We start from the raw sequence: 16779 nt of genomic DNA on the forward strand, positions 1-16779 counted from the left end.
CCTTGACGTTCCTGGGGTCTCCGGTGGTGCTCAGCGCCGCCGCGGGGTGATCTGGGGGATCGCGGGCGCCACGGTGGTCGGGCCGGCCGCCGAGACCAGCTGCGCCAGGCCGCTGACGGTCGGGTCGGTCACCAGGTCGTTCATCTCGACCCGGGTGCCGAGGTCCTGCTCGATGTGGCCCTGCAGGCGGGCCAGCAGCAGCGAGTCGCCGCCGAGCTCCAGGAAGTGGTCGTCCGCACCGACCCGGTCGACGTGCAGCAGGTCGGCGAACAGCCGCGCCAGCTCCGTCTCCGCGCCGGGGGCGGGCGCCCGCCACGCGCGCACCGGACGGCCCCGGGCCCAGTCCGCCGGGGGGAGCCGGCGGCGGTCGATCTTGTTGGACGTGTTGAGGGGCAGCTCGTCCAGCTGGACGAAGGCGACCGGGATCATGAAGTCGGGCAGTCGCTCCAGGGCGTGCTCGCGCAGCTCGAGCGGCGACACGCCGGTCTCGGCGGTGAAGCAGGCGACGAGCCGGCGCTGATCGCCGTCCATCGTCGGCACGACCGCGACCTGACGCACGGCGGGGTGCCGGCCGAGCACCCACTCGACGTCGCCGAGCTCCACCCGGTGGCCGCGGATCTTCACGATGTCGTCGATGCGGCCGTGGTGCTCCAGGACGCCGTCGGGGCGGAAGCGGCCGGCGTCGCCGGAGCGGTAGAGGCGGCTGCCGGGCGCGCCGAACGGGTTGGGGCGGAAGCGGTCCGCGGTCTGCGCCGGGTCGCCCAGGTAGCCGAGGCTCAGGCAGTCGGAGTCGATCCAGACCTCGCCGATGCCGTCGCCGACGGGGGTGCGTCCGTCGTCCTCCAGCAGGTGCACGGTGACGCCCTCGATCGGGCGGCCGACGGGCGGCGCGGCCTGCCGGTCGGCGTCCGTCGCCGTTGCCGGCGTGCACCGCCGGTCCCACGGGTAGCTGGAGTTGGCGACCTGGAAGGCTTCGAGGCTGCCGTACGACACGGCGATCTCGAACGGCAGGCCGGCCGGACCCCACTGGTTGAGCCGGTCGCCGCCGAGGGTCAGCAGCCGCAGGGCGGTCTCCCGCGGCCACGGGAGGTTCTGCAGCACCTCGCCGACGGGGGTGATGACGAAGCTGAGGGTGATCTGCTCGGCGAGGAGCCAGTCGCGCAGCGCGGGCGGCGACGCGATCACGTCGTGCTCGCCGATGACGATCTCCGCTCCCTGCCAGAGCAGGCCGCCGACCTCGTGGATCGCGATGCCGGCGCCGGCCGCGCCGAGCCAGGAGCCGCGGTCGGCGGCGGTGGTGCCGTTGATGGTGGCGCTGCGGGCGGCGCTCAGCGCGAGCCAGGAGTGCTGCGCGAGCACGATCTTCGCCGCGCCCGTGGAGCCCGAGGTGAACATCGCGTAGGCGAGCTCCTCGCGCCGCGCCGCCGGGCCGGGGTCGGGTAGCTGGTCGCGGGCGGGCACGCCGGCGTCGATGGTCACCACGGGCAGCCCGCTGGGCACCGGCGGCGTCGGGTTCCCGCCGCCCGGGCAGGGCGCCACGGGCACCCCGACCGGGACGGGGGGCACCTCGGCCGCGTTCGGGCAGTGCGCCGCTGCCACCACGGCGGTGGGGCGTCCCGCCGTGACGGCCCGGTGGAACCGCTCGGCCGGCACCGAAGGATCCAGCGGCATGCAGACACCGCCGGCCTTCAGACAGCCGAGCATGCCGACCACCCATTCGATCGAGCGGCCCAGATACATGGCGACCATGTCGCCGCGCCGCACACCGAGGACCGACAGCTCGTGGGCGAGCTGGTTGGCCTGCTGGTCGAGCTCCCCGTAGGTCAGCGCCCGGTCGCCGTGCCGGACGGCCGGCGACAGCGGTGCGGTGCGGGCGAACTCCTCGATCCGGGAGACCAGGGTCGTGGTCGCGGCGTCACTGTCGCGGACGACCGGGGTGTCCTGGTGGGTGATCATGTCTGTGCACCTCCTGATGGCTGGATGCTCGCTGGGCGGCCGGACGGACGTGGCCGGGTGCTCGCTAGGCGGCCGGGACGACCACTCGCTCGTTCTCCGGGACGTCGTCGATCAGCCTGTTCACCCGGCCCAGCAGGACCCAGATCACGGCGATCACAGCGAGCGCGGCGGCCAGGTAGAACGCGGTGATGTTGGCGAACGTCACGGCGACCGCGCTGCCCAGCAGCGGGCCGGCGGCGTTGGCGCCCCAGACGAACGGCAGGGCGACCCCACCGACGCGGCCCATCGCCTGCGGCGGCGTGGCCTTCTGGATCAGCGTCATGACGCCGACGTTGCCGACCGGGGTGGTGAACGACGAGATGCCCTGCGAGACGATCAGGATCGTGACGGCGACCGCGGTGCCGCCGAACTGCGCGAACGGCAGCAGCAGGAACGCGAGCACCAGCATCGAATGGGTCAGCAGCAGCGTGCGGCCCATGCCGAGACGCTCGTTGATCCGGCGGGACAGGATCGCGCCGAGGATGACGGGCGTGCCGCCGACGCCGAGGACCAGACCGATCTGCGCGGCACTGAGGTCCAGGTCCTGGTAGCCGAACACGATGATCATCGCGAGGACCATGGACACGGCGGTGTTGCCGAACGTGGCCATCAGCGTCAGGTAGCGCAGCAGCCGGTTGCCGAACGTCATCGACACACCGCCGCGCAGCTCCTTGAGCGTGGCGCCGACACCGCCGGGCCGGGGCTGCGGCGCGGGCTCGCGGAACTTCACGAACATCAGGCTCAGACCGGCCAGCAGATAGGTGACCGCGTCGGCGGTGATCGCCCGCGCGGCGCCGAGCAGGCCGACCAGGGCGCCACCGGCGCTGCGGCCGAAGATGAGCGCGACGGACCGGCTCAGCTGGGTCTTGGCGTTGCCGTCGACCAGGTCCTCCCGCGGCAGCAGCTGCGGCAGGTACGCCTGATAGGCGAGCTGGAAGACGACGTCGAAGATGCCCTTCAGCACCGCCGCCGCGTACAGGTGGGTGACCGTCAGCCCGTCCAGCGCCCACAGCAGCGGCAGCGAGCCGAGGATGAGGAAGCGGGCGAGGTTGGCGACCTGCATCATCATCCGCCGGTTCAGCCGGTCGGTGAGCACCCCCATGATCGGGGCGAGCAGCACGAACGGGATCCACTGCAGCGCGATCAGCAGACCGACGCCGAGTGCGCCCTCACCGAAGACGAGCACGGCGAGGGACGGCAGCGCGACGACGCTGATCTCGCTGCCCAGCAGGCTGATCGACTCGCCGCTCCACACCAGGGCGAAGTCGCGGTTGCGCAGCACCGAGGGCCGGCGGCCACCATCGTCGGCAGGCTTCGCGGCGCCCGCCGGGCCTTGCTGTGGCGTCTTGAGGGCCGCGCCCCCGGGATGCCCGGCCCGTGCGGTTGGTGTCCTGTTTTGCGCGTTGGTTGAGGTCATGCCCCATGACTCCTCTGCGGGAATTCGTGCGAGACGCTCGTATTCCGGTGCGCGGGTCTGCGCTGTGTGTCGGCATGAGTCTTCACCCACACACCACAACTGCCGACGGCTTCACGGTAACGCGACTCTGCAGACAGCGCATCTTGCCGGGGCAGAAGCCACCCGAACCGGTCACTCTCGCGCGCCTGGAGGCGCAGTGAGTTACCGTATTTCCATGAGAGACTACGAAGACTTCATGCCGCTCGCGGTCATCCAGGAGCACTTCTGGTCCTCCGACGCGTCGGCGGCGGAGCAGGCCCCGCTGACGGAGTGCGTGGCACTGGCCGTGCCCGGCCGCCTCGACGAGACCGCGCTGCGCACCGCGGTCCGCGCGCTGCTGACCCGGCATGAGGTGCTGCGCACCGCGCTGCGGCTGCGGGACGGGGAGCCGGGCCAGATCGTGCGGCCGGTGCCGGACCCGCTGCCGGTGACCGTGGTCGACGAGCCGACCGGCGCCGAACTCGCCGACCTCGCCGCCCGGGGCATCGACCCCTCCGCCGGCTGCGGTGTCGCGTTCCTGCTGGTGCACGGCGGCGGCCCGGACGGTGACGTCCTCGCGCTCGCGGTGCACCACATCGTCGCCGACGCCACCGCCGTCCGGCTGCTGCTGGCCGAACTGGCCGCCGACTACACCGCCGCGTCGGCCGATCTCCCGTCGACCGTGCCGGAGCCCGAGCTGCAGTACGGCGACTTCGTCTTCTGGGAGCGCGAGGCACTCCTGCCGGCCACCCAGGACGCCGACACCGCGTGGTGGAGCGAGACCCTGCGCGACGCGCCGACGAGTCTCGACGTGCGGCCCGACCGGCCACGCCGGCGCATCCGGCGCGGGGTCGGCAGCCGCGTCGAGTTCGTCCTGCCCGGCGTCGGCGGGCCCGCGCTGCGCGCCACCGCCCGCGACCTGCACAGCTCGCCGTATGCGCTGTGCCTCGCCGGGTGGGCCGCCACGATCGCCCGTTCCACCGGCCGCGACGACCTGATCCTCGGCGTGCTCGCCGCGAACCGCGGCGCTCCGCAGCTGGAGTCGCTCGTCGGGCAGCTGTCCAACACCGTCCCGCTGCGCCTGGACCTCGCCGGCGCACCCGACCTGACCGAGACGGTGGCCCGCTGCTCGAAGCGGGTCGCGGCGGCGATCGAGCACGTCCGGCTGCCGTTCAACCGGATCGTGCGGGCCGCGTCCGCGCCGCGCCCCACCGACCGGACCCCGCTGATCCAGCACCTGTTCCTGCCGCGGGTCGACGCCGTCGGCGACCTGCGCTTCGGTGGGCTGCCGGTGCGGGTCCTGGACGTGGAGCGCGGCCGTGGCCGCTTCGACACCGTCGTGGAGATCGAGTTCGCAGGCGGGCAGGTCCGGCTGTGGCTGGAGTACGACGGGGACCTCTACACCCCGGCCGGGGTCCAGGCGCTGGTGGACGACTACGGCCGGGTGCTGCGGCAGTGGCTGGAGCGCCCGGAGCTGCGGCTGCCGGAGCTGGAGCTGCACGCGCCGCAGGCCGCGCCGCTGGACGGCGACGCCGGGGAAGCGACGCGGATCGACCTGCCGGACGGCACGCCGGTGACGGTGCGGCTGGACCGGTCCCGCGGCGAGGAGGACTGGCCGGTGCTCACCGCGTTCGACGGTGCCCGCGCCGAGGACCTGGCCCTGGCCGGCGGGCTGTCGCCGCACCACCCCGCCGCGCTGCTCCTCGCGGGCGCGCCCACCGGGCTCACCGCTCGGCGCAGCGTCGACGGCCGGCTGGAGGTCGTGGACGGCCTGCCCGCCTCTGCGTTGCGGACCGAGTCCGCGCCCGCCGTTTCGCAGGTGGGGCCCGACCGGCTGCTCGACCTGGTCACCGAGATCTGGGCGCAGGCCCTGGAGCAGCCGGAGACCGGACCGGACGACGACTTCTTCGCCGCCGGCGGGCACTCACTGCTCGCCACCCGGCTCGTCGCCGATCTCCAGGAGGCGCTCGGGGCGCGGGTGCGGGTCCGGGCCCTGTTCGAGAACCCGACCCCGGCGCAGCTGACCGCCGAGCTGCGGACCGCGAACCCCGAGCTGGACGGCATGCTGGAGCTCGTCGCCGACCTGCCCGACGCCTCCGACGAGGGGCCGGCCACCGCCGCCGCCGACGCCCCCGACGATCCCGCCGCGGTGGTCGACGTGCCGCTGCTGTCCGGGCAGCGTCAGCTGTGGCTCGCCGAGCAGGCCGACCCGGGCTCGCTCACCCACACGATCCCCCTGGTGCTGGACCTGACCGGGCCGCTGCGGGCGGACGCGTTCGCCGCCGCGGTCAACGACGTCGTCTCCCACCAGCCCGGACTGCGTGGCACGTTCGTGGAGGTCGACGGGCAGCCGGTACAGCGGATCCAGCCGCACACCGGCATCGACGTGCCGGTGCACGACCTGACGGGACTCGACGACGCCGCCAGGGAGGCCGAACGGGAGCGGCTGGAGCAGGAGATCGCCTACACCGGCTTCGACATCACCCGCGGGCCGCTGCTGCGGGCGCGGATCATCCGCCTGACCGCCGAGCACCACCAGGCCCAGCTGCTGTTCCACCACCTGGTCACCGACGAGGTGTCGATGACGCTGCTGATGCGGGGGCTGGGCACCGCGTACGAGGCGAGGGCCGCCGGTCGCGCGCCGGTCCTGCCGCGGCACGAGGTCGGCTTCGCCGCCCTGGCCAGGGCCGAGCAGGAGCTCCTCGACGGACCGGAGGGCGAGCGGCTGCGCCGGTTCTGGGCCCGCGAGCTCGCCGGTGCGCCGGCGCTGCGGCTGGAGACCGACCACCCGCGCGGCGACAAGGCCCGCTTCCGCGGCGAGTTCCTGGAGCGGCCCGTCTCCGCCGGCGCGGCCCGCACGCTGCGCGACGTCGCGGCCGCGGGGCGCACCACCCCGTTCACCGTGTTCTGCGCGGCGGTCGCCGTGCTGCTGCACCGCCTCAGCGGCCAGGACGACATCGTCATCGGCATCCCTACGGCGAACCGGACCGTCCGCGGCGCGGAACACCTCATCGGCTGCTTCCTCAACGTGATCCCGATCCGGCTGGATCTGTCCGGTGACCCGCGCTTCGACGAACTGGTCCAGCGGGTCGGCGCCGCGGTGCTGCGCTCCTACGAGCACCAGCAGGCGCCGTTCGCCGACATCGTGCAGACCGTGCAGCCGGAGCGGGTCACCGGCGTGCACCCGATCTACCAGGTGACCTGCGAGCTGCAGCTGGAGTCGTGGATGCCGGCCTCGTTCGCCGGCCTGGGCTGCGAGTACCGCTTCATCTCCCACGGCACGGCCCGCTACGACATGGCGTTCCACGGGTTGCTGCGCCCGTCCGGCCTGTCCGCGATGGTGGAGCTCAACACCGATCTGTGGGACCAGGCGTCCGGCTACCGGCGCATCGATCAGGTGCTCGATCTCCTGGCGGCGGTCGCCGAGACGCCCGGCGCGCCGATCGGGGAGCTGGCGTTAACCGGCGCGCCCGGCCGGGGCTGACCGGCGAGGTCCGTCACCCTACGGTGTGAGTCGGTGGCACAGGGTCGAAAAAATCTGCGCATGCTCCGCGATGGCGAGACGTCGCAGACTGCGACTCCCGATGGTCGGGCTTCGGCGAATTCCCAGGTCAAGCGCTATGCGGTCGCCGCGCGTGGCCTTCGAAGCCTCACTCCTTCGGGGCAGCCTTCGAAGATTCGACCGGAGTATAGTATCCGCAGGATGGCTGTGCCAGTCGACATGCACCTTTCCCTCGGCTCGCCCCGAGAGGAGCAACAGAATAAGGCGGTCCCGATGGAACCCGATCAGGAGTTCGTTGAAACGCATTACACGGTCAAGATCGTGGCCGAGAGCCCGGACAGGGACAAGGCGCCCGCCACCATCACCGCACGCGTCCGGATCAACCAGAACTTCGAAGCGCAGGTCGTCGAGCTGTCCGTGATGGCCCCCGAGGGCGGGGCACTGCCCACCAACGCCGCCCGGTCGATCGACTTCGACATGCTCGCCCGGTCGCTCAGCAGTGCCGTCGCCGCGACCGTGCTCCCCGGCACGGCGGTCCCGGAGACCGAGGAGCGGCAGGCCAGCCGCGCCAAGCCCGACCGGCCGTACCGGCGCATGCCCGACGCTGAGCTGGTCGCCGCCGAGCTGCGCCGCACCGGCAGCGTCGGGCAGCTCGCCCGGCACTTCGACGTCCCCCGCTACACGGCGCAGGCGTGGGTCGACCGGCTGCGCCGCAACGGGCAGCTCGAGTTCTTCGACAACTGACTGCGGACTCTGCAGAGTCCGGCAGACACTGGGATACTCGAGACATGACGACGGACATGGTCGCGCAGCGACTCGGACCCTATGTCGAGCACCTGGGCCTGCAGTTCGAGCAGGTCGGCCCCGACCGGGTGGTCGCCGCCTGGTCGGCCCGCGAGGACCTGCTGCAACCGCACGGCATCCTGCACGGCGGGGTGCACTGCGCGGTCGTCGAGTCCGTCGCGAGCGTGGCCGCCGACCGCTGGATCGGCGACCGGGGCACCGTGGTCGGGGTCAGCAACGCCACCGACTTCTACGCCCCGGTCACCGCGGCCAACGGCCGGCTCACCTCGACGGCGGTGCCCGTCCACCGCGGCGCCACGCAACAGGTGTGGGTCGTGGAGACGGTCGACGCGGCCGGCGGGCTCGTCGCCCGCGGGCAGGTCAGGCTGCAGAATCTGCGCTGATCGGCAGGCATTCCGGCGCGCTTCTCCCGAACGGGGGAACGCGCGCCGATCCCGGCAAGGCGGTTGTCGCGGCAGTCCTACGGTGCAGGAAGGGCCGCAACGACCGGACGGGAGCCCGTGCATGGACTGGCGCGCAGAGGTGCTCGATCAGCTGGACCTCTACTGGGAGCACAATCTCACGCCCCGCCTCGGCGGTCTCACCGACGACGAGTACTTCTGGGAGCCGGTCAAGGACTGCTGGTCGGTCCGCACCGCCGCGGACGGCCGCGCGACGCTGGACGGCACGAGGGAGACGCCGGAGCCGCCGCCGGTGACCACGATCGCGTGGCGCCTGACGCATGTCGCCTTCCAGGTGCTGGCGATCCGCACCAGCACCCACTTCGGCGACGGCTCGCTGACGATGGCGACCGCACAGCTGCCGGTCAGCGCCGACGCGGCCGTCGCCGCGCTGCGGGCGCACTACCAGGACTGGCGCGACGCCGTGAGCGGCCTGGACAAGGCGGCCCTCGAACGCCCGATCGGCGAGGCCGAGGGCCCGTGGGGCGACCGGCCGATGGCGACACTGATGCTGCACGTCAACCGCGAGGTCATGCACCACGGCGCGGAGGTCGCACTGCTGCGCGACCTCCACCGTGCCCACTTCTCCTGAGCCTGTCGCTGCCGCGCGCCTCCCGGCGCCCGCTTCCGCCGTGCGCGTCGGCGCGCGCCGCCTCCGCCCGCGTGCTAGGCGATGCGGACCTTCAGGCCGCTGATCCCGTTGGCCTTGCCCACGTGGGTGGCCTCTTTGTCGAGGTCCTTGCGCGGCAGGCTCACGCCGTCGAACGGTGTCACGACGAGCTCCTTGCCGTCGATCTCCCACACGGCCTCGACGCGGCCGTCGACCACGACGATGGGGGAGATCCAGCCGGCCGCCCGGCTCACCTTGACCCGGTGCTGGGCGTCCAGCAGCGCGTCGTCCTTGGTGCCGGGGCCGAGCACATACTGGTCGAAGTGGCCGAGCAGCTTGACGCCCTTGCACTCGGTGGTGCCGGCGAGCTCATCGGCGTGCTCGGCCAGGATCAGCGCCTTGCGGCCCTCGACGTCGACCTCGGTCACCTTGTCGCCCAGGTCCGCGAACCACTTGCGCAGCTTCGGCTTGCTGGTGCTGTTGAGCGTCAGCCAGCGGTCGAAGGTGTCCGGGGCGGCGGGCCCGTAGGCGCCGAGATAGGCCTCGATCGCGAGGGGGGCGGCCTCGTCGGGCTCGGGGATGCCCTGCCAGTCCTTGCCGAACTTCTTCGCCGGCGACGTGAACGTGATCTTGTTGCCCTGGTTGACGCCGTGGCACAGGGCGCCCCGCCAGGCGAGGGGCTTGAGCACCGAGCCCCAGCCGGACCGCAGCCGCTCCTCCATGCTCTGGAACCGCTTGTCGGCGATGAGCTTCGTGACGAGCTGGTCGCGGGTGAGCTCCGCGCCGTCGTCGAGGATGCCCGAGACCTCCTCGGTGAGCTCGTCGACCTGCTTCGGGCTGACCCCGGACGCCTTGGTCCACGAGGGTTTGAGCCAGCTGCCCGCGTCGGCCATCAGCGACAGGAACGCACCTGCGTCCTGGGGACGCAGCAGGTGCAGCGTGCCGCGCATCGCCCACGTCTTCATCAGCGTCAGGTCGGCGACGTCCCGGTCGACGGCGTCACCGTCGGGTGTCGTCTGTCGCAAGGCGACGGCCAGCTCGGCGGCGCTCCACACCTGCGCCTGCACACCACACAGCCTGCCGACGATCTCGCTCGCGCTCCGCTTCGTGCGCGGGTGCACGTATTGGCGCTGCATCCGCCAGGTCGCGACCTGTTTCCAGGTGACTTTCACGTTGCCCCCTCTGCGGTCGTCCTCACCCTACCCTTGCCCGAAACACACTGCATGAGACGCGATGAGGCTCCCACCCGCACGGGTGGGAGCCTCATCGATGTTCAGCCCCTGTCGGCCCCGACAGCCTCGGGAGTTTCGCGTTTCGCCGCCGGGCGGCTCCAGTGCCGCATGATCGGGCGCTCCACGAGTGTGTAGAGGAGCCAGGCGAGCACGAGGCTGGTGACGATCGTCAGCCCCGAATAGGCGAGCACGGTGCCCCACGTCGTGGGTGCGTCGGCGGGGTCGGCGCCCCAGGTCGGGGAGTGCCGGCCGATCCAGCCGTAGGCCACGACGAGCCAGTGCACCAGGTACAGGGCGAAGGAGATCTCACCCAGGAACACCATGGCACGGCTGCCGAACGAGGTGCCGCGGCCGTTGATGTCGGCGGTGGCGGTGGCGCCGACCAGCAGCGCGAGCGGCAGCGCGGAGACGGCGACGAAGCCGAGGATCGGCGGGGTGGCACCACCGGCGGCGATCAGCGCGACGAACGCGACGATCACGGCGACGGGCATCGGCCACTTCTTCCAGCGGCCGTTGATGACGATCAGCGCGGTGAAGATGCCCAGCACGAACTCGAGCATCCGCACCGGCGGGAAGAACGTCATGAACCACATGTGCAGCCAGGGCAGGCCGGTGCCGCGGTGCAGCTCGCCGCCGCTGGGCAGCAGCAGCGCGATGAACGGCACGGCGCAGATCGCCGCGAACGTGAGCCAGAAGCCGCGCCACAGCCGCTCGGGGCGGACCTTGCGCAGCAGCGTGAGCACGAACGGGAACGCCAGGTAGAACAGCAGCTCGCACGACAGCGACCAGGTCGGCGTGTTGGACCACAGGTTGAACAGCAGCTGCTGGTCGGGGATCCAGGCGTGCACCAGGAACAGCGTCGCCAGGGTGTCGCGGGTGGACAGCGCGTGCGCGGCGGTGACCGCGAGGATGATCGCCGCGACGAACATCACCAGGTGGTTCGGGTAGATCTTGAAGAACCGGCGGCGCCAGAACTGCGGCACCGTGTCGGTCCGCCGGGCGACCCAGGTCAGCACGAAACCGCTGAGGATGAAGAAGAACGACACCCCGACGGATCCGAAGCCGTAGAAGACGTGCAGGACGAAGACCTGGTCCTTGGCCACGTTGGGCAGCAGGTTGATCCCGACGTGGCACAGCACCACGAGGAACGCGGCGATGAACCGCAGACCGGTCAGGGAGTGCAGCTTGGACGTCGACTGTCCGGGTGAGGGCGCGCCGGTGGCCTCAACGGACGTCCGGCCGTCCGCGGCCGTGCTCGCCCCTGTGCTCGCCTCAGGGCGAACCTCGGTGCTCGCCTCGGCGGCGAGTCCTGCTCTCGGCCGCATCATGCGGCACCTCCGTCTGTGTCGGTGGCGGGCGTGAGCTCGCCGGCGAGTTCACGGACCACGGTCGCCTGGTAGAAGTTGCGCACCGCCAGACGCCGGCCCTGTTCGGCCTCGATCAGGTCGATCACCTCCATCGCCGTCAGCGAGGTGCCGCCGAGGGCGAAGAAGTCGTCGTCGGGCGTCACCCCCTTCTCGACCTTGAGCACGCGCTGGAACACGCTCTGCACGTAACGGATCCGGTCCTCGTCGTGGATCAGGGCCGTCCCGGCCATCGTCATCACCTCGTCCTCCGGTCGGCGGCCCCGTGGCGCGCCGGTGTGTCGTCGTGGTCCGTGCGGGCGAGGAGGGCGTGGGCGGCGTCGACGACCGCGCTCGTGCTCACCCCGTGCGCTTCGAGGGCGTCGCGCTGGCCGGCGACGCGGGCGCCGGGCCGGCCGCGCACGGCGATCCGGCGGATCGGCACGGCCAGGTCGGCGGACACCACCTCGGCGGTCGCGTCGCCGGCGCCGCCCTGCGGCCGGTGCTCCTCGACCGTCACCACCCCGGCGCGGCCGCGGCACGCGGCGAGCAGCCCGTCGCGGTCCAGCGGATGCAGCGTGTGCAGGTCGAGGACCTCGGCGGCGATCCCGTCGCCGGCGAGCCGCTCGGCCGCGTCGAGCGCGAACAGCAGCGGCATCGGCCCGGTCGCGACGATGGTGACGTCCGTGCCCTCGCGCAGCGTCCTGGCCTCGCCGAGCCGGAACTCGGGCGCCGGGCCGGGCGGGACGGGCGTGGCCGAGCGGCCCAGCCGCAGATACACGGGGCCGGGCAGCTCGTGCAGCTGCCGGGTGGCGGCGGCGATCTGCCGGCCGTCGCCGGGCACGACCACGGCCAGGTCGGCCAGGGCTCTGGCGACCGCGAGGTCCTCCAGCGCGAAGTGGGTCGTGCCGAAGTGCGCGGCGGACAGCCCGCCGTGGGTGGCGATGACCCGCACCGGCAGCCGGTTGCCGACGACGTCGACCTTCAGGAACTCCGCGGCGCGCATGGTGGCGAAGGTCGCCATGGTGTGCACGTAGGGGATGAAGCCGCGGCGGGCGAGCCCGGCGGCGACGGTCATCAGGTTGGCCTCGGCGATGCCGACGTTGATGTACCGGTCGGGGAACCGCTCGGCGAACGTGTCCTCCAGCCCGCCGGTGTCGGAGTCCAGGCAGATGACCCGGGGGTCCGAGGCGGCGAGGTCCATCAGCGCGTCCCGGTAGGCGGTGCGCGGGTCCGGGCCCAGCTCGGGCGTCTCCTGCACCGGCCGCGGGTCGGCAGCGGCGGCGACGGTCTGGGTCATGACGGTGCTCCCTTCGCGCTCTTGGCGAGGGCCGCGAGCGCGCGCTGCACCAGGGCGGGCTTGAGCTTGGCGTAGTGCCCGGCGACCTTGCGCTCCAGGAACGGCACGCCGCGGCCCTTCACGGTCTCGGCGATCACCGCGACGGGACCGTCGGCCGACGGCCGCAGCGCCTCGCGCAGCGCCGCCAGGTCGTGCCCGTCGACGGTGCGCACCTGCCAGCCGAACGCCGCGAACTTGGCGTCGAGCGGTTCGAGCGCGACGCAGCCCTCGGTGCCGCCGGTGATCTGCAGTCCGTTGCGGTCCACGGTCGCGACCAGCCCGGACAGCTTGCGGTGCCCGGCGAGCAGCGCCGCCTCCCACACGCTGCCTTCCTGCAGCTCGCCGTCGCCGAGGACGGTGTAGACGCGCCGGTCGCCGCCGCGCAGCCGCTCGGCGAGCGCGAGCCCGATCGACAGGCCGAGCCCGTGGCCGAGGGAGCCGGTGGCGAACTCGACGCCGGGCAGGTCGTGGGCGGGGTGGCCGAAGAGCCGGCTGCCGGGCCGGGCGTAGCTGTCGAGCTCCTCGGCGGGCAGGCGGCCGAGCTGGACCAGCGCGCTGTAGAGCGCCGGCGCGGCGTGGCCCTTGCTGAGCACGAACGAGTCGCCGGGGCGCAGCAGCTCCGCGTGCAGGACGGCCATCAGGTCGGCGCAGGACAGGCTGCCGCCGGCGTGTGCGCCCTCGGGGCCGCCCGCCATCCGGATCACGTCCTGGCGGATCCGCTGCGCCATCGCCGCCGCCCCGCCGGGAAAGCCTGTCCCGCCGGGTGTGTCCACAATGGATACGTCGGCGCCGGCGGTGTCTGCTGCGGACCTGCTCCGGTCCACTTCGGACCCGGGCGCGTCCTCGTCGGAGACGGGTGTTCCACCCGCCCGCACAGGGGAGTGCGGCGGGCCGGTCGTGGTCGGCACGGCCATGTCTGGCTCCCTTCGGTGAGTTTCGGTCTGGTCAGCCTTTGCGGAGCACCTCTCGCCAGCCCGGCGCGGGGCGCGAGCGGGCCATCTGGCGGATCAGGTCGAGGTGCTGCCAGACCTTCTCGAAGCCGTCGGCGTAGCGCTCCAGCAGCGGCCCGGCTGCCGGGTCGAGGTGCCGGCGTTGCAGGCACAGGGATCCGTCGACGACCGCGGCGGTGACGGGGAAGCGTTCGGCGACCCGGTCCAGTGCGTCGGCCTCCGACATGCCGGCGGGCCGGAAGGCGGGATGCGCCGGCAGCGGGGCGACCTGGTACTGGGAGACCGGCACGCCCTCGGCGCGCAGCACCCGGTGCAGGGCGGCGCGCAGCCCGGTGCGGTGCTCGGGGCCGAGCCCGAGGGCCTCCGGCTGCGGCATCAGGCGGAGGATGTGCCAGGCGTGCGTGCGCCCGGACGGAATCAGCGGCACCCGCAGGCCGGGCAGCTGCGCCAGCCGGTCGACGAACGCACGGATTCCCGGCTCGCGCCGCCGGGCGTAGTCGTCGAAGCGGGCGAGCTGCGAGTGGGTGAAGGCGGCCGCGACCGGCGCCATCCGGGCGTTGAACGCGGCGCGGTGGCTGATGTAGCTGCGGGTCTCGGCCGGCGCGTGCTCGCCGAAGTTGCGGAGACCGACGAGCTGCTCGTGCAGGTCGTCGTCGTCGGTGGTGATGAGCCCGCCCTCGCCGCACGTCGGCAGGTTCTTGTGCGGGTGCAGGCTGAAGCAGCCGGCCGTGCCGAGCGCCCCGGCCCTGCGCCCTTCGAGCCGCGCGCCGTGCGCCTGCGCGGCGTCCTCCACGATCGGCACGCCGAGCCTGGTGGCGAGACGGTGCAGGGCGGGCATGTCCGCCGGCAGCCCATGCAGATGTACCGGCAGCAGCGCCGCCGTCCTGGGACCGGTCGCCTCGGCGGCGGAGCGGGGATCCAGGTTGTAGGTGCCCGGCTCGATGTCACCGAACACGGCGGTGCCACCGGCCGCGTGGACGGCGTGTGCGGTCGCGTTCATCGTCAGGGCCGGCACGACGACCTCGTCGCCGGGGCCGATCCCGCAGCCGCGCAGCGCCAGGTGCAGCGCGACGGTGCCGGAGGCGACGGCGACGCAGTGCCGGGTGCCGGTGTGCTCCGCCCATGCCGCCTCGAGCCGGCCGATCTCGGGCTCGCCGGGCGACGCGGCGTTCAGCGGCTGGTCGCGCAGCACACGGAGCACCGCCCGCTCGTCGTCGGTGGTGACGATCGGCCAGTCGCCGCCGGCGATGTCCTTCGGCACGGCGCGGTCGCCGCCGAGCAGCGCCAGCTCGGCGCCGCGGGTCCGTGTGGGGGGCACAGTGGGGGTCACGGTGCGCGTGTCAGCCATGAACAAACACCTCCGGACGGTGCTCTCGGGTGCCGGGTCGCCGCTCGGAAGGGCGTGCGCGAGGAGACCGATGCTGCAGACTTTCATCGCCTTGCGATGCAGAGTCTGCGTAGTCCTCAATCCGGTGTCGCCGGGTCGGCGGAACAGTGTCGAAGGCCAGCATCACCCCGTCCGGGGTGATCCGCAACTCGATCATCGCGGCTCCTCCCTTCCTTGTGCTGTGCGACAAAACGCGACGTGGGGAAGGCACATCGATCCATCTTCCCAGATATTCGATCACCCTTGCCGTGACCTGCGAGAGCCCTTCCCGGCAGATCTCCCCGCGTCGTCTTCATCGCGTCTCTCGGGATGTGGTGCCGTGAAGCATGTGTTAGTTTCTGCAGTGTTGGCCAAACAGTAGTCACACAATCTGCAGGAGGCAACTCGTGACTGTTGCACTGACCGTGCAGTGCCCCGAGTGTGGTGGCGCAGTGGGCGTATCGGACGAACTCATGGTTGCCGAGATCGTGATCTGCCAGCACTGCAGCAGTGAGCTCGAAGTCGTGGCGACCGGGCCGGTCGTGCTGGCCCTGGCGCCGGAGGTCGAGGAGGACTGGGGCGAATAGCCGCCCGTTCGCCGGTCGGTGGCGGGCACGCCGAGGCGGACCCTCCACCACCGCGCGATACCACCGCGCGATACCACCGCGCGATACAACCGCGCGATGCCGCGGTGCCCACTCCGGAACTCTGACGAAACGTTGACAGCACAAACGACAAAGACTGCACGAGGTGGAAGGGGCGGCACGGTGAAGGTGAGCGTTGTCGGTGCGGCCGGCTACACGGGCGGGGAGCTGTTGCGGCTCGTGCACACCCACCCGGAACTGGACCTGGTGCAGGCGATCTCGCGCCGGCACGCCGGCCGGCCCGTGGCCGAGGTGCACCCCAACCTGCACCACCTCGGGCTGACCTTCCACCCGCCGCAGGAGCTGGCCCCGGTCGACACCGCCTTCCTGGCGCTGCCCTCCGGCGCGTCCACCGAGGTCGAGGCCGGCGTCGGCGAGCTGGCCGGCACGATCGTCGACCTCAGCCCCGACTTCCGGGCCGGGGCGACCTCCGCGTCCGGCGACGTCTACAGGACCGGCCTGCCCGAGCTGTACGCCGACGAACTGCCCGGTGCCGAGCGCATCAGCGTCCCCGGCTGCATGGCGACCGCCGCGATCCTGGCGCTCGCCCCGCTGAGCAGGGCCGGCCTCGTCTCGGGAGACGTGGTGGTGGACGCCCGGACCGGCTCGTCCGGCTCCGGCGCCGAACCCGGCCCGTCGTCGCACCACGCGGAGCGCGGCAACGCGTTGCGGGTCTACAAGCCCGCCGGGCACCGGCACGAGCAGGAGATCGCCGCGCACGCCGGCGTCCGGGCCCGCATGACCGTGACGGCCGTCCCGTCGGTCCGTGGCGCGCAGGTGATCTGCCACGTCACGCCGCCGGAGCCGGTCGAGCGCCGCGACGTGCTGCGGGTGCTGCAGCGGGAGTACCGGGACCGGCCCTTCGTCCGGGTGGTCGCCCGCAGCCGCGGGGTGCACCGCCTGCCGGACCCGCAGTTCCTGTCCGGGACCAACTTCGTCGACGTCGGCTGCGCGGTGGACGAGGACGGCGGCCGGATCGTCGTGGTCGCCGCGCTCGACAACCTCGTCAAGGGCGCCGCCGGCGGCGGGGTGCAGAGCCTGAACGTCGCCCGCGGCCTGCCCGAGGACGCCGGCCTGGAGTTCACGGGCCTGCACCCGGCCTGAGCCGTGCGGCACGGG

The 16779-nt window shown here is 72.7% G+C and carries 14 protein-coding genes; 6 read left to right on the forward strand and 8 right to left on the reverse strand.

Annotation, left to right across the window (positions count from 1 at the left end; genetic code table 11):
* Nucleotides 1-30 precede the first annotated feature (30 nt).
* Nucleotides 31-1956, reverse strand: coding sequence for a non-ribosomal peptide synthetase (locus ABZS58_RS07420; RefSeq protein WP_354778630.1), 1926 nt, complete (start codon nucleotides 1954-1956; stop codon nucleotides 31-33).
* A gap of 64 nt (nucleotides 1957-2020) precedes the next feature.
* Nucleotides 2021-3277, reverse strand: coding sequence for an MFS transporter (locus tag ABZS58_RS07425; RefSeq protein ID WP_354778632.1), 1257 nt, complete (start codon nucleotides 3275-3277; stop codon nucleotides 2021-2023).
* Between the two features lie 349 nt (nucleotides 3278-3626).
* Here ABZS58_RS07425 and ABZS58_RS07430 point away from each other — a divergent pair, with 349 nt between their 5' ends.
* The 4 genes from ABZS58_RS07430 to ABZS58_RS07445 all read left to right on the forward strand — a co-directional run bounded on the left by ABZS58_RS07430 (nucleotide 3627) and on the right by ABZS58_RS07445 (nucleotide 8768).
* Complete coding sequence (locus ABZS58_RS07430; RefSeq protein ID WP_354778634.1) at nucleotides 3627-6914, forward strand: condensation domain-containing protein; 3288 nt, start codon at nucleotides 3627-3629, stop codon at nucleotides 6912-6914.
* A gap of 291 nt (nucleotides 6915-7205) precedes the next feature.
* On the forward strand, nucleotides 7206-7676 hold the full coding sequence (locus tag ABZS58_RS07435; RefSeq protein WP_354778636.1) for a hypothetical protein: 471 nt from the start codon (nucleotides 7206-7208) through the stop codon (nucleotides 7674-7676).
* 44 nt (nucleotides 7677-7720) lie between these two features.
* Nucleotides 7721-8119: a PaaI family thioesterase gene (locus ABZS58_RS07440; protein ID WP_354778638.1), complete on the forward strand. Its 399-nt coding sequence runs from the start codon at nucleotides 7721-7723 to the stop codon at nucleotides 8117-8119.
* A 121-nt stretch (nucleotides 8120-8240) separates the two neighbouring features.
* Nucleotides 8241-8768 carry a DinB family protein gene (locus ABZS58_RS07445; RefSeq protein ID WP_354778640.1) on the forward strand — a complete coding sequence of 176 codons (528 nt, stop codon included), beginning with the start codon at nucleotides 8241-8243 and terminating at the stop codon, nucleotides 8766-8768.
* A 74-nt stretch (nucleotides 8769-8842) separates the two neighbouring features.
* Here the strand turns inward: ABZS58_RS07445 and ABZS58_RS07450 are convergent, their stop codons facing one another.
* From ABZS58_RS07450 to ABZS58_RS07475, 6 genes are all read right to left on the reverse strand, one after another.
* Nucleotides 8843-9958: a winged helix DNA-binding domain-containing protein gene (locus tag ABZS58_RS07450; RefSeq protein ID WP_354778642.1), complete on the reverse strand. Its 1116-nt coding sequence runs from the start codon at nucleotides 9956-9958 to the stop codon at nucleotides 8843-8845.
* A gap of 101 nt (nucleotides 9959-10059) precedes the next feature.
* Nucleotides 10060-11346: an acyltransferase gene (locus ABZS58_RS07455; RefSeq protein WP_354778644.1), complete on the reverse strand. Its 1287-nt coding sequence runs from the start codon at nucleotides 11344-11346 to the stop codon at nucleotides 10060-10062.
* Nucleotides 11343-11615, reverse strand: a complete 273-nt coding sequence (locus ABZS58_RS07460) for an acyl carrier protein (protein ID WP_354778646.1) — start codon at nucleotides 11613-11615, stop codon at nucleotides 11343-11345. Before ABZS58_RS07460 ends, ABZS58_RS07455 begins: the two co-directional genes overlap by 4 nt.
* 5 nt (nucleotides 11616-11620) lie before the next feature.
* On the reverse strand, nucleotides 11621-12661 hold the full coding sequence (locus ABZS58_RS07465) for a transketolase C-terminal domain-containing protein (RefSeq protein WP_354778648.1): 1041 nt from the start codon (nucleotides 12659-12661) through the stop codon (nucleotides 11621-11623).
* The gene (locus ABZS58_RS07470) at nucleotides 12658-13614 is read right to left on the reverse strand and encodes a transketolase (RefSeq protein ID WP_354778650.1); all 957 of its coding nucleotides are present in this window, start codon (nucleotides 13612-13614) and stop codon (nucleotides 12658-12660) included. The genes ABZS58_RS07465 and ABZS58_RS07470 overlap by 4 nt, the downstream gene beginning before the upstream one ends.
* Before the next feature lie 31 nt (nucleotides 13615-13645).
* Nucleotides 13646-14998, reverse strand: coding sequence for a DegT/DnrJ/EryC1/StrS family aminotransferase (locus tag ABZS58_RS07475; RefSeq protein ID WP_354778652.1), 1353 nt, complete (start codon nucleotides 14996-14998; stop codon nucleotides 13646-13648).
* Nucleotides 14999-15423: 425 nt separating this feature from the next.
* Here ABZS58_RS07475 and ABZS58_RS07480 point away from each other — a divergent pair, with 425 nt between their 5' ends.
* Nucleotides 15424-15603, forward strand: a complete 180-nt coding sequence (locus ABZS58_RS07480) for a lysine biosynthesis protein LysW (protein WP_354778654.1) — start codon at nucleotides 15424-15426, stop codon at nucleotides 15601-15603.
* Nucleotides 15604-15783: 180 nt separating this feature from the next.
* Nucleotides 15784-16764 carry an N-acetyl-gamma-glutamyl-phosphate reductase gene (gene argC / locus ABZS58_RS07485; protein ID WP_354778656.1) on the forward strand — a complete coding sequence of 327 codons (981 nt, stop codon included), beginning with the start codon at nucleotides 15784-15786 and terminating at the stop codon, nucleotides 16762-16764.
* Nucleotides 16765-16779: the final 15 nt, after the last annotated feature.

It is taken from the genome of Dactylosporangium sp. NPDC005555, from assembly GCF_040605635.1.
Taxonomy (GTDB): domain Bacteria; phylum Actinomycetota; class Actinomycetes; order Mycobacteriales; family Micromonosporaceae; genus Dactylosporangium.